19 protein-coding genes and 1 other RNA gene are annotated in these 21,576 nt (G+C 66.4%); 13 read left to right on the top strand and 7 right to left on the bottom strand.

Translation table 11 applies throughout. The features are described 5' to 3' along the window. Positions 1–1,593, bottom strand: a complete 1,593-nt coding sequence (locus tag GA0071312_RS00495) for a S10 family peptidase (RefSeq protein WP_165603927.1) — start codon at positions 1,591–1,593, stop codon at positions 1–3. Positions 1,594–1,808: 215 nt separating this feature from the next. Here GA0071312_RS00495 and GA0071312_RS00490 point away from each other — a divergent pair, with 215 nt between their 5' ends. The 5 genes from GA0071312_RS00490 (at position 1,809) to GA0071312_RS00470 (ending at position 8,780) form a co-directional block, all read left to right on the top strand. Next, positions 1,809–2,744 (top strand): DMT family transporter, encoded by a 936-nt coding sequence (locus tag GA0071312_RS00490; protein ID WP_083204174.1) that lies wholly within the window; start codon positions 1,809–1,811, stop codon positions 2,742–2,744. Positions 2,745–2,837: 93 nt separating this feature from the next. After that, positions 2,838–4,295: a YcjX family GTP-binding protein gene (locus GA0071312_RS00485; RefSeq protein WP_108721810.1), complete on the top strand. Its 1,458-nt coding sequence runs from the start codon at positions 2,838–2,840 to the stop codon at positions 4,293–4,295. Next, a complete protein-coding gene (locus GA0071312_RS00480) occupies positions 4,292–5,428 on the top strand; it encodes a YcjF family protein (protein ID WP_074443177.1) in 1,137 nt (378 codons plus the stop codon). The genes GA0071312_RS00485 and GA0071312_RS00480 overlap by 4 nt, the downstream gene beginning before the upstream one ends. 216 nt (positions 5,429–5,644) lie before the next feature. Then, a complete protein-coding gene (gene flgK, locus GA0071312_RS00475; RefSeq protein WP_083204172.1) occupies positions 5,645–7,390 on the top strand; it encodes a flagellar hook-associated protein FlgK in 1,746 nt (581 codons plus the stop codon). 13 nt (positions 7,391–7,403) lie between these two features. After that, positions 7,404–8,780 (top strand): flagellin N-terminal helical domain-containing protein, encoded by a 1,377-nt coding sequence (locus tag GA0071312_RS00470; RefSeq protein ID WP_074443175.1) that lies wholly within the window; start codon positions 7,404–7,406, stop codon positions 8,778–8,780. 42 nt (positions 8,781–8,822) lie between these two features. Here the strand turns inward: GA0071312_RS00470 and rnpB are convergent. After that, positions 8,823–9,214: RNase P RNA component class A (rnpB, locus tag GA0071312_RS00465), an RNA gene on the bottom strand. 277 nt (positions 9,215–9,491) lie between these two features. Between rnpB and GA0071312_RS00460 the strand changes: the two genes are divergently transcribed. Continuing rightward, complete coding sequence (locus tag GA0071312_RS00460; protein WP_074443174.1) at positions 9,492–9,767, top strand: hypothetical protein; 276 nt, start codon at positions 9,492–9,494, stop codon at positions 9,765–9,767. Positions 9,768–9,867: 100 nt separating this feature from the next. Here the strand turns inward: GA0071312_RS00460 and GA0071312_RS00455 are convergent, their stop codons facing one another. The 5 genes from GA0071312_RS00455 to GA0071312_RS00435 all read right to left on the bottom strand — a co-directional run bounded on the left by GA0071312_RS00455 (position 9,868) and on the right by GA0071312_RS00435 (position 14,563). Then, positions 9,868–10,566 carry an ABC transporter ATP-binding protein gene (locus GA0071312_RS00455; protein ID WP_074443173.1) on the bottom strand — a complete coding sequence of 233 codons (699 nt, stop codon included), beginning with the start codon at positions 10,564–10,566 and terminating at the stop codon, positions 9,868–9,870. Between the two features lie 17 nt (positions 10,567–10,583). Next, positions 10,584–11,330, bottom strand: a complete 747-nt coding sequence (locus GA0071312_RS00450) for an ABC transporter ATP-binding protein (RefSeq protein ID WP_074443172.1) — start codon at positions 11,328–11,330, stop codon at positions 10,584–10,586. Beyond that, a complete protein-coding gene (locus tag GA0071312_RS00445) occupies positions 11,327–12,340 on the bottom strand; it encodes a branched-chain amino acid ABC transporter permease (RefSeq protein ID WP_083204171.1) in 1,014 nt (337 codons plus the stop codon). The genes GA0071312_RS00450 and GA0071312_RS00445 overlap by 4 nt, the downstream gene beginning before the upstream one ends. 8 nt (positions 12,341–12,348) lie before the next feature. Next, positions 12,349–13,269 (bottom strand): branched-chain amino acid ABC transporter permease, encoded by a 921-nt coding sequence (locus GA0071312_RS00440; RefSeq protein WP_074443171.1) that lies wholly within the window; start codon positions 13,267–13,269, stop codon positions 12,349–12,351. 124 nt (positions 13,270–13,393) lie between these two features. After that, positions 13,394–14,563 carry an ABC transporter substrate-binding protein gene (locus tag GA0071312_RS00435; protein ID WP_074443170.1) on the bottom strand — a complete coding sequence of 390 codons (1,170 nt, stop codon included), beginning with the start codon at positions 14,561–14,563 and terminating at the stop codon, positions 13,394–13,396. A gap of 349 nt (positions 14,564–14,912) precedes the next feature. On the opposite strand from GA0071312_RS00435, the gene GA0071312_RS00430 reads away from it, so the two are divergent. The 7 genes from GA0071312_RS00430 (at position 14,913) to GA0071312_RS00400 (ending at position 21,566) form a co-directional block, all read left to right on the top strand. Further along, positions 14,913–15,716 (top strand): SDR family NAD(P)-dependent oxidoreductase, encoded by an 804-nt coding sequence (locus GA0071312_RS00430; RefSeq protein ID WP_074443169.1) that lies wholly within the window; start codon positions 14,913–14,915, stop codon positions 15,714–15,716. Positions 15,717–15,732: 16 nt separating this feature from the next. Continuing rightward, entirely contained in the window at positions 15,733–16,293 is a 561-nt protein-coding gene (locus GA0071312_RS00425) for a MarR family winged helix-turn-helix transcriptional regulator (protein ID WP_074443168.1), read from the top strand. After that, complete coding sequence (locus tag GA0071312_RS00420) at positions 16,290–17,126, top strand: enoyl-CoA hydratase family protein (protein ID WP_074443167.1); 837 nt, start codon at positions 16,290–16,292, stop codon at positions 17,124–17,126. The genes GA0071312_RS00425 and GA0071312_RS00420 overlap by 4 nt, the downstream gene beginning before the upstream one ends. Positions 17,127–17,332: 206 nt before the next feature. Continuing rightward, the gene (locus GA0071312_RS00415; RefSeq protein ID WP_074443166.1) at positions 17,333–18,496 is read left to right on the top strand and encodes an acyl-CoA dehydrogenase family protein; all 1,164 of its coding nucleotides are present in this window, start codon (positions 17,333–17,335) and stop codon (positions 18,494–18,496) included. A gap of 92 nt (positions 18,497–18,588) precedes the next feature. After that, positions 18,589–20,223, top strand: a complete 1,635-nt coding sequence (locus GA0071312_RS00410; RefSeq protein ID WP_074443165.1) for a benzoate-CoA ligase family protein — start codon at positions 18,589–18,591, stop codon at positions 20,221–20,223. Between the two features lie 31 nt (positions 20,224–20,254). Then, positions 20,255–20,692, top strand: a complete 438-nt coding sequence (locus GA0071312_RS00405; protein WP_074443164.1) for a RidA family protein — start codon at positions 20,255–20,257, stop codon at positions 20,690–20,692. Positions 20,693–20,762: 70 nt separating this feature from the next. Beyond that, complete coding sequence (locus GA0071312_RS00400) at positions 20,763–21,566, top strand: SIMPL domain-containing protein (protein ID WP_074443163.1); 804 nt, start codon at positions 20,763–20,765, stop codon at positions 21,564–21,566. Positions 21,567–21,576 lie beyond the last annotated feature (10 nt).

Below are 21,576 nucleotides of genomic sequence, written 5' to 3'. Positions count from 1 at the left end.
TCATTCGCCGCCGTAGAGCCAGCGTGCATCCGCGAGGAACGCCGCGCGCGAATCATCGCGATTGTAGAACATGTGACCGCCCGGATACTGCGCCTCGCGCAGCCGCTCGCCCGGCCCGAACGGGCGCAGCTGGCGCAGCACCAGATGCGTCTCGAAATAGGGCGTGACGAGATCGGTCAGCCCGTGCACCACCAGTACGTCGAAGGCCGGATCGAGCGCCATGGAACGCGCCAGCGCCGTGAGCGCCTCGGGCTGGCGCCGCCCGGAGCCGAAATCCCAGGCCCGGTTCACGCCATTGTTCAGCAGGATGTAACGCCGTTGCGGCAGCCAGTCGAGACGCTCGGCATAAAGGTCGAGCATGGCGCGGGTCAGCGGCGCCGTCATGGCGTCGAGCACCGGCTCGCCGGCGCGCGAGAATGCGGCCCGCGGAAACGGATCGTCGCTCGTCACGCCGGTATCGTAAATGCTGGCGATGCGCTGGTCCTCACGGGCGAATTCACGGGCGAAGACCTGCATGTCGAGACGCCCGCCATGGCGGGCCACGAAATCCGGATCGAGCCCGGTGAATTCACGCACATTGTCGACGATCCGCGCCAGCGCCGCATCGTCGCCGGGGCCGCGCAGCAGATCGGCGAGGAATTCGCCTGCGGCGTAATCTTGCGCCTCACGCAAGCGCGCCATGTCGATCCCGCCTTTGCGTTCCATCGCGGCGGCGGCGAGGGAAGGCAGCAGCGCGACATGCGGCAAGGGTGCGTGGGCGGGCTGCTCGCGCCAGCCGAAATCGAGCACGGGGGAGACGAGCGTCATGCCCGAGAGCGCGATGCCCGTCTCGCTCTGCAGCCTGTCGGCCAGAAGTGGCCCGCGAAAGCCACCATAGCTCTCACCGATGAAATAGACCGGCGATGCGGTGCGCCCGCGCTCGCGCAGCCAGTCGGCGACGAAATCGGCGAGCGCCTCGATATCACCATCGACGGAGAGGAACTCTTCGCGTGAACCGCGATCATTCTCCGCGAGCCGGCTGAACCCGGTCCCGACCGGATCGACGAAGACAAGATCGGTAAAGGCGAGCCAGGTCTCGGCATTGTCGACAAGGCTAATATCCTGCGACGGGCTGATGGTGTCGGTGCCCATCGGCAGACGCCAGGGTCCGAGCACCCCGATATGCAGATAGGCCGAAGCCGCGCCCGGCCCGCCATTGACGGCGAAGGTCACCGGGCGGTTGCGATCGGGCTCGCCTTCGTCATCGGTGCGCATATAGGCGACATAGGCGATGTCGGCGCGCGCTTCCCCGCGATCCGTGCGCAGCGTCAGCGCGCCGGCCCGGGCCTCGAAATGCAGCGGGCCCTCATCGGTCTCGATGCTGTGGCGCGTGACGGACGCCGCCGGCAGGCCCGCCGCCTGGGAAATCTGCTGCGCCGGCCCATTGGCGGCGCCGTTCGTATCGCCGTTATCCTGGGCGGCGAGCGGCATCGCGAGCATGAGCGCAGCGCAGAGCACGAGGATGCGGCTGAGGTGGCCTGGCAGCACCGGCCCGCCCCGGCATCGTGAGCGATCAGGCTGGGGCATGGCGGTGTCGGCGGTGGCGGCAGGCATGTGCGATCCTTCTCTGGTCGTTTCCCGGACCATGCAGGTTTGCGTCGTGGTTGCGGCAGATGGAGCAGCATGGTTGCAGCGACAATGTGGCGGGATCAATCAGCGCAGCCGAGCGCAGGCGCTCACCGCCGTGACCGGGTGGATGCCGCAAAAGCGCTATCGCAGCGCGCTGATGCGTTCTAGCATCCGCCTCGTGAAGCAGGGAACGGCCCGGCATGCGAATCTCCGATGCGAAAACGCCTATCGCTGCGTCAGGCGACAGCACTGTCGCGGCGCCGGCAAGTGCCCTGCGCGCTGCGGTACTGACGCTGATCGCCTGTGCCTTCTTCGCCGCCGCCAACGCCTTCGCGAAAGGGGCCCAGGTCGATGATGCCATGCCGCCGCAGCAGGTGACGTTCTTTCGCTTCCTCTTCGGCTTCCTCACCCTGCTGCCCTGGATCCTGCTGGCGCGCGGTCCGGTCTTTCGCACCGCCGTGCCGCATATCCATGCGATTCGGGTGATCTTCGGCATGAGCGGTGTCATCTGCATGTTCGCCGCGCTTGCCCATCTGCCGCTCGCGGACGTCACGGCGATTGCCTGGGCCAATCCGCTGGTGGCGATGCTGCTTGCGGCCCTTTTTCTGGGTGATCGCATATCAGGGAGGCGTTGGCTTTTTGCGGCGATCGGCTTTTCCGGCGTGCTCGTGATGATGCGCCCGAGCGGGGCCGCCTTCGGCTGGGAGGGGCTGTTCGCGCTCGGCGCGGCCCTGTTCATCGGCGCCGAAGTCGCGGCGATCCGCGCGCTTGCCGGTCGCGATGGCGCGCTGACCGTGCTCGCCATCGCCAATGCCGGGGGCAGTCTCGCGACCTTGCTGATCGCAGCCCCGGTGATGATTCTGCCCGATGGCTGGCAGCTCTTCGCCATGGCGATGACGGGGATGCTGATGGTGATCGGCCAGTTGCTGTTCATGGCCGCGATCCGCGTGCGCGAAACGAGTTTCGTGGCGCCGTTCTATTATGCGACGCTGCTCTTCGCGTTCCTCTACGGCATGGTTTTCTTCGGCGAGATCCCCGATCTCTGGGTCTTTCTCGGCGCTGGCGCGATCGTCTTCAGCGGCATCGCCATTACCTTGCAGGGCGCGCGTGAGGAGCGCTTGCGGCGTGTGACATGATCGCGAACGGAGTGCAGCGCGCCCGTTGGCGATGCGTTTTGCGTCAAACTGGTCTACATTCCCGGCAACCGTTTCCAACCGAGTTGATCCTTGCTGCCGCCATCCCCGATCCGCCCCGCCATCGACGCGCTCCAGCATTTCGGCCGGGCCGCGCGCAATACCTATGACCCCGTCCTGCGCATCGGCGTGACGGGGCTCGCGCGTTCGGGCAAGACGGTCTTCACCACCGCGCTCGTGCATCACCTGATCACGCCGGGCGATCTGCCGGCCCTGCGGGTGAGCGGGGAGGGGCGGCTGCGGCGCGCGCGGCTGGTGCCGCAGCCCGACGACGCGGTGGCGCGTTTCGCCTATGAGGACCATCTGGCCCGGCTCACACAGGCCCGGCAATGGCCGCAATCCACATCGCGCATCAGCCAGTTGCGGCTGGCCATCGATTACGAACGGGGCGCGGGACGCTGGGTGAGCGGGTCTGCGCGCCTCGCCCTCGACATCGTCGACTATCCGGGCGAATGGCTGCTCGACCTCACCCTGATGGATGAAAGCTTCGCGGATTGGTCGCGTGAGGTGGTGGCACAGGCGCGCCAGCCCGAACGCGCTGCGATCGCCGGCGACTTCCTCGCACAGATTGACGTGCTCGATCCCGCAGCGCCGGCGGACGAGCAGCGAATCGCCCGGCTTTCCGATGTCTTCAAGGCTTATCTGCAGGCCCTGCGACAGGGGCCGGAAGCGATCGCGACGACGCCGCCCGGGCGCTTCCTGATGCCGGGCGATCTGGCGGGATCGCCGGCTCTGACCTTTGCGCCGCTGATCCTCGATGCAGGCACGGCGCTCGTGCGCGGCAGCATCGCTGAATTGATGCAACGACGCTTCGAGGCCTATAAGCGCCATGTGGTCGAACCGTTCTTCCGCGATCATTTCCGCAATCTCGACCGGCAGATCGTGCTGGTCGACGTACTCAGCGCCCTCGATGGCGGTGCCCGGGCGCTCGCGGAGCTGGAGCACGCCCTCGACCGGGTCCTGCTCGCCATGCGCGCGGGGCGCAACAGCTGGCTGACGCGGCTCTTCGCGCCACGCACGGAGCGCATTCTCTTCGCCGCGACCAAGGCCGACCATCTGCATCAGACGCAGCACCGCCGGCTGGAGGCGATCCTGCGCCATCTCGTGGAGCGCGCGATCCGGCGGATGCGTGCGGCGGGCGGCGAAGTCGGCGCCATCGCGATCGCCGCGCTTCGCGCCACGCACGAGACGACGGTGCGCGACGGCGCGGATATTGTGCGCGCCGTCGCCGGGACGCCCGAGGCAGGCGAGCGCATCGCCGACACGCTGTTCGACGGTACAGCCGAGGCGGCGGTTTTTCCCGGTGACCTGCCCGAGGATCCCACGCGCGTCTTTGCCGACGAAAAACATGGCGGGATCGCCCCAGGCAGCCTGCGTTTCCCGCGTTTTCGCCCGCCCGCCGCGCCGGGCCATCTGCCCGGGCGCAAACCGCGCCTGCCGCATATCCGCCTCGATCGCGCGCTGGAATTCCTGATCGGAGATCATCTGCGATGAGCGGGCAATCACCCAAAGGGCCGAAAGCACCCCAAGGACCGCAGGCAACAAAGGGCCCGAAGGCCTGGCGCTTCGATGATCCGAAGGTCGCGATCGACGAGGGTGAGGCGTCGGCGGATACGGGTTCCAAGCCCGGTCGCGACGGACGAGGCGGCGTGCAGATCACCCGCGAGCCCGACACGATTGACGATAGGGTCGAGGCGCGCGAACCCGAGGCCGCTCCGCGACGGCACATAGCCTGGGGCAGCCTCCTCAGCGGCAGTCTGCTCGCGCTGGTCATGCTGGGGGTGGGGATCGGGGTCGAGGGGCTGATCCGCGCATTGTTCGCCCGCACGCCCTGGCTCGGCTGGATGGCGGCTGGGATCGCCGCGCTCGCCGGTCTCGCGCTCGCGGCGATCTGCCTGCGTGAGGTGATCGGCGTGCTGCGCGCGCGCCGGATCGCGCATCTGCGCAGCGAAGCCGCGCGCGTGCTCGCGGAGGATGATGCTGCGGGCGCGCGGGTACTCGCTGATGCCCTCGTCGCCTTTCATGCGAAGCGCCCGTCGACGGCGCGGGGGCGCGAGGAGGTGGCGCGGCTATCCGATACGATACTCGAAGCGCAGGACCGGCTCGTCATCACCGAGCGCGCCCTGCTCACCGAGGCGGACCGGGCGGCACGGCAGGCCGTCGCGCAGGCCGCGCGCCGGGTGTCGGTGGTGACGGCGGTAAGCCCGCGTGCGCTGATCGACATCGCTTTCGTGGTCTATGCGGCGATCCGCCTGCTGCGCCGGATTGCCGGGATCTATGGCGGACGTCCGGGGTTCCTTGGAGGCCTGCATCTGGCGCGCGCCGCGATCGACCATCTCGCGGTGACGGGCGGCGTCGCCATGGGTGACGACATGGTCCAGCAGATCGTCGGGCATGGTCTGGCTGCGCGGCTCTCGACCCGGCTCGGGGAGGGGGTGGTCAACGGGGCGATGACTGCGCGTTTCGGCCTCGCCGCCATTGCCGTATGCCGCCCCATGCCCTTCATCGGCGCCCGTCCGCCGCGCTTTTCCGATGTTGCCGGTGATCTGGTCGGTCGCGGCGGTGGAGCGCGGGAGTCCGCCGGGGAGAACGGCCCGGAAGATGCTGCGCCGCAGCCGCGCGACTGAGCCGTGGCGTTCATACTCGATTAACCGGCCCGGCAGAATTTGCCGCCCGTTGCGCCCCGGCCCGGCGATTCCTGCCGGGTAGAGCAGGTCTGTCGTCAATCCATGCAAGGATTTCGCAAGCTTTCCAAGCTGGCATGAAGGTTGCCGGAAGAAATCCGGTTCAGCCCGATCCGACAGCCGAAGACGGACCGGGCGAGCCCCCAGGAGGTATGGGCCATGTCGTTGATGTCGGCACTCAGTACGGCTGTGTCCGGTTTGCGCACCACGCAGACCGGCATGAATCTCGTTGCGCAGAACGTCGCCAATGTCGATTCCGCCGGCTATACCCGCAAGACGATCCAGCCGGTGCAGACCCTGAACGGGCCGCGCGGCGCCGGTGTTCAGGCCGGACCGGTCCAGCGCGTGATGGACGATCTGCTCAGCAAGCAATTGCGCACGGAGACATCCGGCGCCGGCTATGCCAAGACCCGCGCGGAATTCGCCTCGGCGCTCGATGGTCTGTTCGGTACGCCGGGCGAGGCGTCCTCCCTCGATCACGCGGTCAACACCTTCAACGAAAAGCTCGGCGCGCTGGCCGATGATCCGTCGAGCTTTGCCCTGCGCGCGGGTGTTCTCAGCGCCGGTGAGACGCTCGCGGGTCGCATGGCGAGCGTGGCGACCGGCGTGCAGGGGCTGCGCAGCCAGGCCGAAGGGCGCATCGATACTGCCGTGACCCGCGCCAATGAACTCCTGAAGGGTATCGCCGACACCAACAGTCAGATCACGGCCGAGAGTTTTCGTGGCGGATCGGCGGAGCTGGAAGACGAGCGCGACCGGATGATCAACGAACTCTCCGGCCTCATGGGTATCGAGGTCCAGAAAGGCGACAACGGCGCCGTCATCATCCGCACACCCAGCGGGCAGACGCTGTTCGACGGTGTCGATCCCACGACGCTGAGCTTCGACCGCCGCCCGGCGCTTGATCCGAGCATGTCTTATGATCCGGTGAATTCCGATGTCGGCGTGATCAGGGCGGAAACCGGCTCGGGAGCGCGCTTCGATCTGATTGCCGGTGGGGCCTTCCAGTCCGGGGAGATCGCTGCGGCGCTCGAAATGCGTGACGAGATCCTCCCGCAGGCCCAGCGCCAGCTCGACGAGATGGCCGCCGGCTTCGCCCGTGCCTTCAGCGATCGCCCGGCGGAGATCACCGGCAACACGATCGCTTTCGGCGCGGATTTCTCGGATGAGGCGGTGACCGTCGAACTGATGAATGACGGCGCCTTCAACCGTCTGTCCATCCCCAACCCGGCCGGCGCCGCCGATCTCGAAGCCGAATTCGCCGCCGCCGGCTTTACCGGTGTCACGGTCAACGATCTGGGCGGCGGCGATTGGGAGATCAACGGCCTGCCCGCCGGCGCCAATCTGCTCGGCGCGCGCTATACGGTCGAGGATACGCAGCGCGCCGCCGGCGACGGCGTGCCCGAACTGCCCTTCTTCGTTGATCGCGGCAATGCCGGCAATGCCTTCACCGGCGTGAATGATCAGCTGGAGGGTTTTGCCCAGCGTATGGGTGTCAACGGCGCCATCAAGGCCGATCCCGCGCAGCTGATCCGCATGGAGCCGGGAACACCGTCGGGGGATCAGACGCGTATTCAGACCATTCGTGACAATCTCGAGGGTCAGCGACAGTCATTCGCGCCGCAAGCCGGAATCGGCGGCATGGCAACGCCCTATAGCTCGAACGTGATGGATTTCTCGCGCAGGGTGGTCGAGACGCAGGGCGCCAATGCGCAGACGGCGCAACGCCTCAATGAAGGCCAGAACGTCGCGCTCGCCGCGATCGAGAGCCGATTCGGGGATGTTTCCGGGGTGAATATCGACGAGGAAATGTCGCAGCTCGTGCAATTGCAGACCGCCTACGGCGCCAATGCCCGTGTCCTCACCGCCGTGCGCGAGATGATGGACACGTTGATGCGCATGTGAGGAGTGACCGATCATGGCCATGACACCTTTCGCCCCCGGCGCCGTCGACAGCCGCCGCAATGCCGACATGTTCGTGCAGATGCGCAAGCAGGGCGCCGATCTGGAGCGCCAGCTTACGACCGGTCGCCGTGCCGACAGTTATGGCGAGCTCGGCATCAAGCGTGGTCAGGCGCTGGATCTGCGCGGCCGTGTTTCCGGGCTGGAATCCTGGCAGCAGGGCATCAACAGCGCCGATACGCGCCTGAAGATGATGCTCAAGAGTATCGAAGGGCTCGACAAGATCGCCAATGATACGAAAGCGATTTCCGCATTGCCCGCGTCCAGGGTCATCCCCGGCGCCAATCCCCAGGAGCAGATGCTGGCCCAGGCCAATCTCCAGGGCGCGATCGATTTTCTCAACGCGGAATTCGGTGGCCGCTCGCTCTTTGCCGGGCGGGCGCATGACGAGAAGCCGGTGGCGAATTACAATGCGATCATGGAGGGGGTGACTGCCAGGATCGCCACCCGCGCGGCGGCTGACGACGTTGCCGGGACGGGGCATCTCGCCGTGAGCCGTACGGGGGCGACGGTCGAGATCGCTGATACGGATCCTGCCGGTTTCACGATTGCCGGCGCCTCCTCGAGCGGCGGATCGATCACCCCCGCCGACGGTCCGCCGGCAAGCTTCACCGTGACCCAGTCGCCGGCCGTCGGGGAGCGGATCAACCTGACCCTCGACCTGCCTGATGGCACCAGCCGGGAAGTCTCGCTGATCGCCGAAACCACGGCGGGGCCGGGGCAGTTCGTCACTGGCGGCTCGCTCGCGCAGGTTGCCGAGAATATCGAGACCGCCATGCAGGATGCGCTCGAAAGCGAGGCCTCGACCGCGCTGACGGCGGCTTCCGCACTCCTTGCCTCGCAGGAATATTTCGACGATCCCGATAACTGGTACAACGGCTCGGACCCGGCGGATCCCGATCAGGCGCGCAGCACCGCGACCTTGCGCATCGACGAGACCCAGACGGTGGGGATCGGGGCGCAGGCCAATGAAGACGGTTTCCGGGAATTGCTCTCGCAACTCGCGGCGCTCTCCGCCACCGATTTCAGCGATGGCAGCACGCCGCGGCTCGAAGCGATGATGAGCCGCGTGCGCGACAATCTCACGCCGCAGGGCGGTGAACAGAGCATTGCCCAGATCGGCATGGAACTCGGCGTCGCCGCCAGCACGATGTCGGAGGCCGCGGAGCGTCACAAGGCGACGCAGGTGATGGTTCAAAACGAGCTCGGCGAGATCGAGGATACCAATACGGAAGAAACTGTGACCAAGCTGATGACGCTGCAGACGCGCCTGCAGGCGAGCTACCAGACGACCTCGCTGCTTTCACAGCTCTCGCTGGTGAACTTCCTGTAAGGCGCGAAGCGGCTCGCGCAGAAAGCCATCGCATGGGTTGAGCCGGTCAGCCGGCCTGTAAGCCGGGTTCTGTATGGCCCGCCGACCCGCAGGTCCGCGAACGTGGCGGCCATTCATCTGGGACGATCGTCGCCGACCGCCTCCTGCAACCAACCCGGACGACGAGCCGGAAAGTGCTCCGCGACACGCCGGGCGCGCCGCTTGTCGTCCCTATTCGGTTTTGCTCCCGGTGGGGTTTGCCGTGCCGTCCGCGTTACCGCGTCCGCGGTGCGCTCTTACCGCACCCTTTCACCCTTGCCATCGCGCGCGATGGCGGTCTGCTTTCTGTGGCACTTTCCCTGGGGTCGCCCCCGCCGGACGTTATCCGGCACCGTCTTTCCATGGAGCCCGGACTTTCCTCCCCCGCGAACGGGAGCGGCCGCCCGGCCGACTGACCGGGTTGCGATGTGGGGCCGGGGGTGAGCATGCGTCAAGCGAAAATGCGAAGCTGGCGCGAAATCGGATGCATCCGTCGCAAGGCATCCCGATGCATGCGCCGCCCCCGTTCGCGAATCGGGGCTTCCATTGACCGGCTTCGCGTGGCAAGCTCGATAAGTGGAGTGCGTGCGGGAACTTAACTGAGATCACCGGGTTTCATCCTGTGCTTGCTCGCGCTACAAATGACGCAGCCCTCTGGAGGCTGTGAACTCTCGAACGGTCAGGGATGGAGTCATGAAAAAGATTTTTGCATTAGCAGCGGCTGTTGGGCTCGCGCTTTCGGTCGCGGCCTGTAACACCCCCGGTGAACGGGCGGCGGGTGGTGCCCTGATCGGCGGTGCCGGCGGCGCGGCGGTCGGCGCAGCAGCTGGCGGCGGTCGCGGCGCCCTGATCGGCGGTGCGATCGGTGCGGCCAGCGGCGCCGTGGTCGGTGCGGCGACGGCGCCGACCAATGACGGTTGCCCGGACGGGTACTACCTCGCTCGTGACGGTCTTTGCTATCCGCGCTGATGCGCGTCATCCGATGCGGCTCGATCAGACCCCCGCTTCTTATGAAGCGGGGGTTTTCGTTAATGCGCCGGCAGTTGCAGGCTGTGGGGCCGGGTGGCGCTCACACGTTCAGGAAGCGATCCTTGACGCTGTCATCGGCGGCGAGCTGCGCGCTCGTCCCGCTCCAGGCGACGCGCCCTTTCTCGACGACGACATGCCGGTCGGCGAATTTCAACAGGGCATCGACGTTCTTGTCGATGACGAGAATCGCCTGATGCTCGGCCTTGAGCCGCGTCAGCACCGCCCAGATCTCGGTCCGGATCAGCGGCGCGAGCCCCTCCGTCGCCTCGTCGAGCACGAGGAGCCTGGGATTGGTCATCAGCGCACGCCCGATGGCGAGCATCTGCTGCTCGCCGCCCGAGAGCTGCGAACCGAGATTGCGGCGGCGTTCGGCCAGGCGCGGGAAGAGCTCGTAGACTGCGCCGAGCGTCCAGCGCGGCTTGCCGAAACGTGCAGCGGCCGTGGCGATCAGATTTTCCTCCACCGTAAGCGTGGGGAAGATCTGGCGCCCCTCCGGCACCAGCCCGATGCCGCATTGCGCCACCTTGTAGGAGGGCAATCCTTGGATTGGCCTGCCCTCGAAACGGATCGTCCCGCCCTGGGGCCGCACCATGCCCAGGATGGTGTTGACCGTCGTGGTCTTGCCCATGCCGTTGCGCCCCAGCAGGGTGACGACTTCGCCTGCACCGATCGAAAAGCCGATATCGAAAAGGACCTGCGCCGGACCGTAGGAGGCCTGGAGGCCGGAGACTTCGAGCATCGGAGAGCTTTTGAGCATCACGCCTCCTCCCCGAGATAGGCCTTGCGCACTTCCGGATCGGCGCGCACCTGATCCGGCGGCCCCGATGCGATGATGCGGCCATAGACCAGCACGCTCACCCGGTCGGCCAGCGCGAACACCGCTTCCATGTCATGCTCGATCAACAGGATCGTGTAATGCCCTTTCAGGCTCTCAAGCGTCGCCACGACACGCTCGGATTCCTCGCGCCCCGTCCCGGCCAGCGGCTCGTCGAGGAGCAGCATCTTCGGCTGCGTGGCGAGCGCGATGGCGAGTTCGAGCTGGCGCTTCTCGCCATGCGAGAGTTCGCCGGCGACAATATCGGCGCGCGCCGTCAGATCGACGATTGCCAGGGCTTCCATGGCGGGTCTGGTGAGTGGGTCCTCGCGCGCGGGATCGCCGAAAAAGCTGAAACTCGTGCCCGTTCGTGCCTGCACGGCCATGGCGACGTTCTCAAGCGCGGTGAAGCCGGGCAGGATCGAGGTGATCTGAAACGAGCGCGCCAGCCCGCGCGCCACGCGCTGATGCATCGCCAGGGCGGTGACGTCCTCTCCATCGAAGAGAATCCGCCCGTCATCAGCCGCAGCGATGCCGCTGATCTGGTGGATCAGCGTGGTCTTGCCGGCACCGTTGGGGCCGATGATCGCGTGCAATTCGCCGCGCGCGACGTCGAGCGAGACATCGTCAGTGACCTTCAGCGCGCCGTAGGATTTGCGCAGGTTGCGCAATTGCAGGACCGGGCTCATTTCAGCCCCCATCTGCGCAGGAAGCCCATGATGCCGCCGCGCGCAAACAGCGCCACGAGCACGAGGAAGGGCCCGAAGATCAGCTTCCAGTCCTGGGTGATGCGCGAGAGCATCTCCTCGAGGATGAGGAAGGCGGCGGCGCCGATAATGGCGCCGTGCAGCGTGCCCATGCCACCGAGCACGACCATCACGATCAATTCGCCCGAGCGCTGCCATGTCATGAAAGCGGGGGCGATGAACTCGGTCTGATGCGCGAGCAGGAAGCCCGAAAGGCCGCAGATCGTGCCGGCAATGACATAGGCGGCGAGCTGGAAGCGATAGGGGTTGAACCCGATTGCCGCCATGCGCACCGGATTCTCCTTCGCCCCGCGCAAGACCCGTCCGAAGCGCGAGCGCACGATGGCACGCAGGAACAGATAGACGCCGAGCATGCAGGCAAAGATCAGATAATACAGGACATGCCGGTGCGCGAGCCAGTCCTGGCCGAAGATCTGCGGGGTGGTCCGCAAGGTCATCCCGTCATCGCCGCCATAGGCGGCCAGCGAGACGAAGAAGAAGAACGCCATCTGGCCGAAAGCCAGCGTGATCATGATGAAATACACGCCCTTCGTACGCAGCGACAACGCGCCCGTCACCAGTGCGAAAACGGCCGAGCCGCCGAGCGCGGTAGCGAGCTGGATGAAGAAGTCATCCACCGTATGCTGCATCAGGATGCCCGCACCATAGGCGCCGATTCCGATGAAGGCAGCATGGCCGAAGGAGACCATGGCGCCATAGCCGAGAATCAGATCGAGCGACATCGCGGCAATGGCGAAGATCATCACCCGCATCACCAGCGACAGGATATAGCCTTCGGCTCCGAACTGGGCAAAGGCGGGCAGGATGGCGAACAAGCTGAAGAGCAGGAACGGCACCACCATATGCGCCGCGCGAAAACGCGTGACGGGAGGCGTTGCCGGCGCGGCGGGTGCGGTCTCGCTGGCCGGTTTTACGGGGGCGGTCTCTTGCATGGGGCGCCTCACCGCTTGACCGGGAACAGCCCCGAGGGGCGGAAGATCAGGACCAGCGCCATCAGGATGTAGATCAGCATCGGCGCGATCGCCCGCCCGGTCTGACTGGCGGCGCTGGGATCCATCACGAGGCGCAGGATATCGCCGGCGAAACCCCGCCCGAGCGTATCGACGAGGCCGATCAGAAGCGCCGCGATGAAGGCGCCGCGGATCGAGCCGATGCCGCCGATCACGATCACCACGAAGGCGAGAATCAGCAGGTTGTCGCCCATCCCCGGCTCGACCGAGAGAATCGGCGCGACCATCGCCCCGGCAAAGCCCGCGAGCATCGCGCCGAAGCCGAACACCACCATGAACAGCCGGCGGATATCGATGCCCAGCGCCGAGACCATCCGCGCATTGGTGGCGCCCGCGCGCACCAGCATGCCGGCGCGGGTATAGCTCACGAGAAAGTAGAGCAGCGCCGCGACGCCGAGCCCCGCCCCGATGATCGCGAGGCGGTAGACCGGATAGAAGAAACCCTCGAAGATCTCGATCGAGCCCTGCAAAAGCTCAGGCACCGGCACGTAGAGCGGGCTCGCCCCCCAGATCACCTTCACCCCCTGGTTGAGGAAGAGGATGATTCCGAAAGTGGCGAGCACCTGCTCGAGATGGTCGCGATCATAGAGGTGTCGAAAAACCAGCACTTCCAGGATCAGGCCGACAAGCAGCGCAGCCGGCAGGGCGAGCAACAGCCCCAGCGTGAACGAGCCCGTCAGCACCGTGAAGGTGAAGGCGAAATAGGCGCCGACCATGTACTGCACGCCATGGGCAAGATTGATGAAATCCATCACCCCGAAGACGAGCGTCAGCCCGGCGGCGATCAGAAAGAGGATGATGCCCAGTTGCAGCCCGTTCAGGGTCTGCACGGCGATCAGCGTCGTATACATGGGGGTGGCCCGTCACGCTTTCGGGGGAGGCGGGGTGCGTGCGTCGCAAATCATCGAAGCCGCACGCATCTCGCCAAGGCCGGCGGCGGCTGGGCCCCAGGGCGCAGCCGCCACCCGTTCGCGCTCACTCCATGGAGCAGAGCTCGGCATAGACGTCGCCGTAATCCTCGAAGACGGTCTCGACGTATTCCGTCTGGAACAGACCGTCCTCGCGCTCGTTGACCTGCGCCAGAATGAAGTTCTGGATCGGGTGCTGGTTGGTGTTGAAGCTGAATTCACCGCGCAACGAGGAAAAGTCGGCATTGCGCAGGGCTTCGCGAACCGCGTCGAGATCGGAGAGATCCCCGTCGAGCGAGGCGATCGCCGCATCCAGCAGCATGGCCGTGTCATAGGCCTGCATGGCATACATGGCCGGCACCATTTCATAGGCTTCCTCGAAGGCCGCGACGAATTCCGCATTGCCGGGCGTGTCCATGTCCGGCGTCCAGGTGGCGCTGGAATACATGCCGAGCGCATCGGCCTGCTGCGCGGGCAGATTGGTCTCGTCCACGGTGAAGGCGGAGAGGAAGGGCACGCGATCGGTCAGGCCGGCCTGCGAATACTGGCGCACCAGATTGATGCCCATGCCGCCGGGCATGAAGGTGAACACGGCATCGGGCTGCATCGCCGAGATGCGCGCCAGCTCGCCCTGGAAATCGAGCTGGCCGAGCGGCACATAGACCTCGTCGACGACCTCGCCGGTAAAATGGCGCTTGAAGCCGGAGATGGAATCGCGACCCGCCTGGTAGTTCGGCGCCATCAGAAAGACGCGGTCATAATCGCGCTGCTCGGCCACCGCACCCATCACCTCGTGTACCTGGTCGTTTTGATACGAGGTGTTGAAATAGTTCGGATGGCATTGCTCACCGGCCAGGTCCGACGGGCCGGCATTCGAACTGATCAGGATCCGGTCGGCCTCGACGATCGGGCGCTGGATCGCCTGTGCCACGTTCGAGAAGATCGGCCCGACGACGAAATGCACGTCATCGCGTTCGATCAGGCCGCGTGCGCGGGTCACGGCGACATCGGGTTTCAGCTCGTCATCGACGACGATGATTTCGGCATCGAGCCCGCCGAGCTGGCCGCCGAGTTGCTCCACCGCAAGCAGAAACCCGTCACGGGCCTGTTCGCCGAGCGCAGCAGGCGGCCCCGACAATGTATACATCAGCCCGATGCGCACTTCATCGGCCTTGGCGGCGCCTGCCACCATGCCGAGCGCGAGCGTCGCGCCGGCGAGCACTTTGATGGTCTTCATTCTCCCGATCTCCCAGTTATGCCGGTGGCGTCGTTGCGCCCCGTTCCCCTCAGTTTGACCGCTGCCGCCGCGTCGGAAAAGCCCCGTGGCGCATTTTTGCCGGGATGATGCGCCTTTGCCCGCCGTCTGTCGCGGCTTATCCTCTCTCGGCCCGCTTGTCGCGGGCACCCGATGGGCGGCGCTGTGTCTGCTTTTTTTCCTGATCCGGCTTCGCCTTTGAAGAAGGCTTCCGACGCGGCTTGACGGCTCCCCTCGCAACCTGAATATTTGAAGCTTAAAACAAATCGGCGAAATCCCGCAAGAGGCTTTCCAGAGGGATTGCCGATCTTGCGCAAAGGAGGGGATCGCGATGGAGGCCGGGAAGGCGGCACAGGGCGGGGAGCAGCGGGGGGAGGAGACGGCAGGCGTCCGGCACGTTCTGGTGACGGGCGGTGCGCGCGGCATCGGTCGCGCCATCGCCGGCGCCTTCCGTGAGCGGGGTATGCGCGTGAGCATTCTGGGCCGCGACCGCGCCGCCCTCGACGCGGCGCTCGCCGCCGGCGTGGCCGATTTCGCGATGAGCGCCGACGTCACGGATGAAGCTGCCATGGCCGAGGCGATCGGCGCTGCGGGCGCGGCGGGGGGAGCGATCGATTGCCTCGTCGCCAATGCCGGTGCGGCCACGACGGCGCCGTTCGTGCGTAGTGATGCCGCGCAGTTTCGCGCCATGACCGAGGTCAATCTGATCGGCGTGGTCAATGCGATCCACCCGGTCCTGCCGGGAATGACCGCGCGCGGCTTCGGGCGCATCATCGTCGTCGCCTCCACCGCCGCACTCAAGGGCTATGCGTATGTGAGCGCCTATTGCGCCGCCAAGCATGCGGCGCTCGGTCTGGTGCGGGCGCTGGCGCTGGAGACGGCGCGCAAGGGCATCACCGTCAACGCGCTCTGCCCCGGCTTCACCGATACAGACATGGTCGCAAGCGGCATCGAGAAGGTGATGGCGACGACCGGGCGCTCGCATGAAGAAGCGCTTGCGGATTTCGTCGCACACAATCCGCAGGGCCGCCTCGTCGATCCGCGCGAGGTGGCCGATGCCGCGCTCTGGCTCGCGGGGGATGCGGCGGGGGCGGTGACCGGGCAGGCGATTGCGATCGCGGGGGGAGAAGCATGACGCGCGGAGTTTCATCATGAGCCGCAATCCTGCACGGGCGGAGGCGCCCCCGGTGCTCGATTACGAGACGGGCGCGGCCATGGCGCCGGCGGAACATGCGGCGGAGTTGCGCCTGTGGCTGCGTCTGCTCACCTGCTCGACCATGATCGAGGGCGAGATCCGCCGGCGTCTACGCGAGCGTTTCGACGTGACCTTGCCGCGTTTCGATCTTATGGCACAGCTCGACCGGACACCGGAGGGGCTCACCCTGTCGGAACTGTCCCAGCGCATGATGGTCTCGAACGGCAATGTTACCGGCCTCGTCGAGCGCCTTGTCGAATCGGGGCATCTGAGCCGGCGCAAGGCGGCGCATGACCGGCGCTCGCATCTGGTGGCGCTGACGCCGCAGGGGCGCGAAGCGTTTCGCGCCATGGCCGTCGAGCACGAAGCCTGGATCGCCGATTTCTTCGGCGATCTCGATCAGGGCGAGATCGACGGATTGATGGCGCTGCTCGGCAAGGCCAAGGCCTCGACCCGCCGAGCCGTCGCGGCCGGTATCGCACGACCGGAAGAAGAAGACCGGGAGGACAATCCATGACCCGTTACGCCAATCCTGTGACCCTGCCGGTCGCGGGCTACAAGCCACAGCATTTCCGTCTCTGCGTCGAGGCCGGCATCGCGACGGTGACCCTTGAGCGGCCCGAGAAGAAGAATCCGCTCACCTTCGGCAGCTATCGCGAGCTCACCGATTTCTTCCATGCGCTGGGGCATGACGATTCCATCGGGGCGGTGATCCTTACCGGCGCCGGCGGCAATTTTTCCTCCGGCGGCGACGTGTTCGAGATCATCGGCCCGCTCACGCGGATGAACACCCGCGACCTCACTTCCTTCACCCGCATGACCGGCGAACTCGTCAAGGCGATGCGCGCCGCGCCCCAGCCCGTCATCGCCGCCGTGGACGGTATCTGCGCCGGGGCCGGGGCGATCATGGCGATGGCGAGCGACATCCGGCTCGCCGGTGAGAAGGCGAAAGTCGCCTTCCTGTTCAACAAGGTCGGCCTCGCCGGCTGCGATATGGGCGCCTGCGCCATCCTGCCCAGGATCATCGGCCAGGGACGCGCCAGCGAGCTGCTCTATACGGGCCGCTTCATGCGCGCCGAGGAGGGCGTTTCCTGGGGCTTTTTCTCACGCATCGTCGCCGCCGACATCCTGCTGAAGGAAGCCGCCGACCTTGCCGCCGAGATCGTCTCCGGCCCCAACTACGCCAACACCATGACCAAGCGCATGCTCGCCATGGAATGGGCCATGTCGGTCGAGGAAGCGATCGAGGCCGAGGCCATCGCCCAGGCTCTGTGCATGACCACCAACGATTTCCGCCGCGCCTTCGAGGCCTTCGCCGAGAAGCGCCAGCCCAATTTCGAGGGGGATTGATATGGGGATGCATCATCACGCCGGGCCGGCTTTCTCCCCTCTCCCTTGCGGAGAGGGGGCGGGGGTGAGGATGGAAAAGAGCCCTTTCACGATAACGACCAACCCTTCATCAACGCCCCTCACCCCCACCCCCTCTCCACCGAGGGAGAGGGGAGATACCTGCATCAAGCGTACGCCCGAAGCGTCAAGCGTCCGGGGAAGCCCCCATGTCTGATCGCAGCTTCATCACCTGGCCGTTCTTCGCGCCGGATCATGGCGAACTGCTCGACCGGCTTGATGGCTGGGCGCAGGCCAATGTCGCGGGGCTCGTCGATCACCACGATATCGACGGCTCCTGCCGCAAGCTCGTCGCGGCTTTGGGCGAAGCGGGGTTTCTCGATATCGCCGCACCGCCCGCCGATCAGGCTTTCGACGTGCGCAGCCTGTGTCTGGCGCGTGAGCGGCTGGCCTGGCATGCGGGACTTGCCGATTTCGCCTTCGCCATGCAGGGGCTCGGGACCGGGCCGATCAGCCTGTTCGGCACGAAGCAGCAAAAGGCGGAGTACCTGCCCCCGGTGGTGGCCGGCAAGCGCATCGCCGCCTTCGCGCTCTCCGAAGCCGAAGCCGGATCCGATGTCGCGGCGATGGCGACGACGGCGCGGGCAGACGGTCATGATCACTATGTCATCGACGGCGAGAAGACCTGGATCTCCAATGGCGGTATCGCCGATCACTACGTGGTCTTCGCCCGCACCGGCGAGGCGCCCGGCGCGAAGGGAATCTCGGCTTTCATGGTCGATGCGGATACGCCCGGCCTCGAGATTGCCGGACGCATCGATGTGATCGCACCGCATCCCCTGGCGCGGGTCCGTTTCGAGAATTGCCGCGTACCGGCGAGCAGCCTGATCGGCGATCCGGGCGCGGGGTTCAAGGTCGCGATGGCAACGCTTGACGTGTTCCGTGCCAGCGTCGGCGCCGCCGCGCTCGGCATGGCGCGTCGTGCCCTCCACGAGGCGCTCGGACGGGCGAGCGGGCGGCATCTGTTCGGCGCACCGATGAGCGATCTGCCGCTGACCCAGGCCGCGCTCGCCGAGATGGCGCTCGACGTCGATGCCTCGGCCCTGCTCGTCTACCGCGCCGCCTGGACCAGGGACCAGGGCGCGCCCCGCGTCACCCGCGAGGCCTCCATGGCCAAGCTCCACGCCACCGAATCGGCGCAGAAAGTGATCGACAAGGCGGTCCAGATCTTCGGCGGCCTCGGCGTCACCTCCGGCGTCAAGGTCGAGGAACTGTACCGCGAGGTCCGCGCGCTGCGGATCTATGAGGGCGCCAGCGAGGTCCAGAAACTTGTCATCGCCCGCGAGACGCTCAAAGCGGCGGGAGGTGGATGATGGGTGATGCAGGGCAATCTCCCCTCTCCACAAGGGAGAGGGGAACGCCTGAATTTCCACCACACACACGCAAATCATCAGGAGATCGCGCCATGACCCATTCTGCGCATCGTGACGGTTTTGCACGAGACCACCTGCCGCCGCGCGAGGAATGGCCGGATTTCATCTTCACGCGGCCCGAGCTCGAATATCCCCAGCGGCTCAACTGCATCGACGCCTTCCTCGACAGCCATATCCGCGCCGGGCGCGGCGACAGACCGTGCCTGATCACGCCGCAGGCGCAATGGCGCTATGCCGATCTGCATGAGCGGGTGAACCGCATCGCGAATGTGCTGGTAAACCGTCTCGGTCTGGTGCCGGGGGAGCGGGTTCTGTTGCGCTCGTTCAACAATGCGATGATGGTCGCGGCTTATTTCGCCGTCATCAAGGCCGGCGGCATCGTGGTGGCGACGATGCCGATGCTGCGTGCCCGGGAGATCGCCTATCCGCTGGAAAAGGCGCGCATCGCCATCGCCCTGTGCGATGCCAGGCTGCGCGAGGAGATGGACAAGGGCGCCGTTTTGGCCGCTTCGGGCGCCGCGCATCTGCGCCATTGCGTCTTTTGGGGCGAGGATGCGGATGACGGGCTCGAAGCCATGATGGCGGGGGAGAGCCCGGAATTCGAAGCCTGCGACACGGCAGCGGACGATGTCTGCCTGATCGCTTTCACCTCGGGGACGACGGGCGTGCCCAAGGGCACGATGCATTTCCACCGCGACATGCTCGCCATCTGCGACGCCTATGCGCGCAACGTCCTGTGCGCGACACCTGAAGACCGCTTCATCGGCTCGCCGCCGCTCGCCTTCACCTTCGGTCTGGGCGGGATCGTGCTGTTTCCGCTGCATATCGGCGCCTCGGCGGTGCTGCTCGAGAAAGCCGGGCCGCACGAGCTCGCACCCGCGATCGAGAAATACCGCGCCAGCGTCTGCTTCACCGCGCCCACCGCCTATCGCGCCATGCTCGACAAGCGCGCGGATTTCGATCTCTCCAGCCTGCGCAAATGCGTCTCCGCCGGCGAGCCGCTGCCCAGGGCGACCTTCGATGCGTGGAAGGCGGCGACCGGGATCAGCCTGATGGACGGGATCGGCGCAACCGAGATGCTGCATATCTTCATCGCCGCACGCGAAGACGAGATCCGCCCCGGCGCCACCGGCAAGCCCGTTCCCGGCTACGAGGCAAAGGTGATCGGGCCCGACGGCGCCGATCTGCCGCCCGGTACGGTCGGGCGCCTCGCCGTGCGCGGGCCGACGGGCTGCCGCTATCTCGACGATCCGCGCCAGGCGCAATACGTCATCGACGGCTGGAACGTGACGGGTGATTCCTATCTGATCGATGAAGACGGGTATTTCTGGTATCAGGCCCGCAACGACGACATGATCGTCTCCTCCGGCTACAACATCGCCGGCCCGGAGGTCGAGGCGGCGCTTCTGACCCACGAGGCCGTCGCGGAGGCGGGCGTTGTCGGCGCTCCAGACGAAGAGCGCGGCATGGTGGTCAGGGCCTATATCGTGCTGCGCGCGGGCTGGGAGCCGGGTCCTGATCTGGCGAAGGCATTGCAGGAGCACGTCAAGGCCGAGATCGCACCTTACAAGTATCCACGCCGGATCGATTTCGTCGAGGCCCTGCCCAAGACACAGACCGGCAAACTGCAACGCTTCGCATTGCGCGAAATGGCGCGCGAGGCGTAACGAGAAAAGACGAGGGAGAGAAAGCGTGGGGATGCGTGAGGATCTGATTGCCGCCTGTGTCGAGCGCCCGCAGGTGCTCCAGCCGGCGGATTGGCCCGTGCCGCGCGGCTATGCCAACGGCATGATGGCGCAGGGCAGGCTCATCGTGACGGGCGGGGTCGTGGGCTGGGATACGCAAGGCACCTTCGCCGCGGGCTTCATCCCGCAGGTGCGCCTGACACTGGAGAATATCGTGGCCATCCTCGCGGAAGGCGGAGCGGGCCCGCAGCACCTGGTCCGCCTGACCTGGTACGTCACCGATCTCGGGGCCTACAAATCCGGCCTGCGCGATCTCGGACGCGCCTATCGCGACGTGATCGGCGCGCATTACCCGGCCATGGCGCTGGTCCAGGTGGCCGGCCTCGTCGAGGACGAAGCCCTCGTCGAGATCGAGGCGACGGCGGTGGTGGGGCGTGAGGCGCCGCGCTGATGCCGCAATCTGCGCCTTGGATACGGCTTCGCCTTCGCCGGATTTCGCTTGAAGCAACGAGGATCAGCCCATGACCAACCGCATCGCCCCGCAGCGCAACGGTTCGCGCAGCCGCTGTCTCGCCATGCCTGCGCCGCAGCCACGCACCCGGCTGATTCGCGAATCCCTCGCCGTCGGGGCGATCCTCCTCGCCTTCCTGATGCTCGCCGCGCCCGTGCAGGCGAGCGAGACGGAGGGCGCGGGGCGTATCGTGGTGAGCGGTTCCGGCACGGTCGAGCGCACGCCCGATTATGCGAATATCCACGTCTCCGTGATGACGCGGGCGGAGACGGTCGTCGCTGCGGTCGACGCCAATAACGACGCGGTGGAGGCGGCGCTGGCGCGGCTCGAAGCCAGGGGAATCGCCCGTGACGATATCGAGACCTCGGGTTTCCGGGTGTTCGAGACCCCGGAGCACCGGCGCAATGATGATACCCTGCGCGAACCGCCCGGCTTCACGGCCACGCACCAGCTGCGCATCAAGACCCGCGATATCGATGATGTCGGCGCGCTCGCCGGCGATATTCTGGGTCTGGAGGGGATGACGTTCCAGGGGCTCGATTTTGCCCTCGATGATGACGCGCAGGCGCAGGACGAGGCACGACGCCGGGCCGTCGCGGATGCCACACGTCAGGCACAGGTGCTGGCAGAGGCGGCCGGTGTGAGCCTTGGGCGGCTGATGCTGGTCGGCGATGCGGCGGCGAGCGCGATATCGCCACGCAGAGAGGGCATGATGATGGCGCGGATGGACGCTGCGTCAGCCGTGCCGATCGTTCCGCCCGCCAGCCTCGGCTACGAGGCCAGCGTGCGGATGGAATGGGCGATCGCCGACTGAGCCGGCGCGC

The sequence above is a fragment of the Saliniramus fredricksonii genome (assembly GCF_900094735.1).
GTDB classification, from domain to species: Bacteria; Pseudomonadota; Alphaproteobacteria; order Rhizobiales; family Beijerinckiaceae; genus Saliniramus; species Saliniramus fredricksonii.
The sequence above is the reverse complement of the archived record's forward strand: the minus strand, read 5'-3'. Positions and strand labels throughout refer to the sequence as shown.

What these genes read in the sequence shown, in the direction of transcription:
- GA0071312_RS00495 (WP_165603927.1), bottom strand. Translation starts at nt 1,593, where the DNA reads ATGCCTGCCGCCACCGCCGACACCGCCATGCCCCAGCCTGATCGCTCA.
- GA0071312_RS00490 (WP_083204174.1), top strand. Translation starts at nt 1,809, where the DNA reads ATGCGAATCTCCGATGCGAAAACGCCTATCGCTGCGTCAGGCGACAGC.
- GA0071312_RS00480 (WP_074443177.1), top strand. Translation starts at nt 4,292, where the DNA reads ATGAGCGGGCAATCACCCAAAGGGCCGAAAGCACCCCAAGGACCGCAG.
- flgK (WP_083204172.1), top strand. Translation starts at nt 5,645, where the DNA reads ATGTCGTTGATGTCGGCACTCAGTACGGCTGTGTCCGGTTTGCGCACC.
- GA0071312_RS00470 (WP_074443175.1), top strand. Translation starts at nt 7,404, where the DNA reads ATGGCCATGACACCTTTCGCCCCCGGCGCCGTCGACAGCCGCCGCAAT.
- GA0071312_RS00460 (WP_074443174.1), top strand. Translation starts at nt 9,492, where the DNA reads ATGAAAAAGATTTTTGCATTAGCAGCGGCTGTTGGGCTCGCGCTTTCG.
- GA0071312_RS00455 (WP_074443173.1), bottom strand. Translation starts at nt 10,566, where the DNA reads ATGCTCGAAGTCTCCGGCCTCCAGGCCTCCTACGGTCCGGCGCAGGTC.
- GA0071312_RS00450 (WP_074443172.1), bottom strand. Translation starts at nt 11,330, where the DNA reads ATGAGCCCGGTCCTGCAATTGCGCAACCTGCGCAAATCCTACGGCGCG.
- GA0071312_RS00445 (WP_083204171.1), bottom strand. Translation starts at nt 12,340, where the DNA reads ATGCAAGAGACCGCCCCCGTAAAACCGGCCAGCGAGACCGCACCCGCC.
- GA0071312_RS00440 (WP_074443171.1), bottom strand. Translation starts at nt 13,269, where the DNA reads ATGTATACGACGCTGATCGCCGTGCAGACCCTGAACGGGCTGCAACTG.
- GA0071312_RS00435 (WP_074443170.1), bottom strand. Translation starts at nt 14,563, where the DNA reads ATGAAGACCATCAAAGTGCTCGCCGGCGCGACGCTCGCGCTCGGCATG.
- GA0071312_RS00430 (WP_074443169.1), top strand. Translation starts at nt 14,913, where the DNA reads ATGGAGGCCGGGAAGGCGGCACAGGGCGGGGAGCAGCGGGGGGAGGAG.
- GA0071312_RS00425 (WP_074443168.1), top strand. Translation starts at nt 15,733, where the DNA reads ATGAGCCGCAATCCTGCACGGGCGGAGGCGCCCCCGGTGCTCGATTAC.
- GA0071312_RS00420 (WP_074443167.1), top strand. Translation starts at nt 16,290, where the DNA reads ATGACCCGTTACGCCAATCCTGTGACCCTGCCGGTCGCGGGCTACAAG.
- GA0071312_RS00415 (WP_074443166.1), top strand. Translation starts at nt 17,333, where the DNA reads ATGTCTGATCGCAGCTTCATCACCTGGCCGTTCTTCGCGCCGGATCAT.
- GA0071312_RS00410 (WP_074443165.1), top strand. Translation starts at nt 18,589, where the DNA reads ATGACCCATTCTGCGCATCGTGACGGTTTTGCACGAGACCACCTGCCG.
- GA0071312_RS00405 (WP_074443164.1), top strand. Translation starts at nt 20,255, where the DNA reads ATGCGTGAGGATCTGATTGCCGCCTGTGTCGAGCGCCCGCAGGTGCTC.
- GA0071312_RS00400 (WP_074443163.1), top strand. Translation starts at nt 20,763, where the DNA reads ATGACCAACCGCATCGCCCCGCAGCGCAACGGTTCGCGCAGCCGCTGT.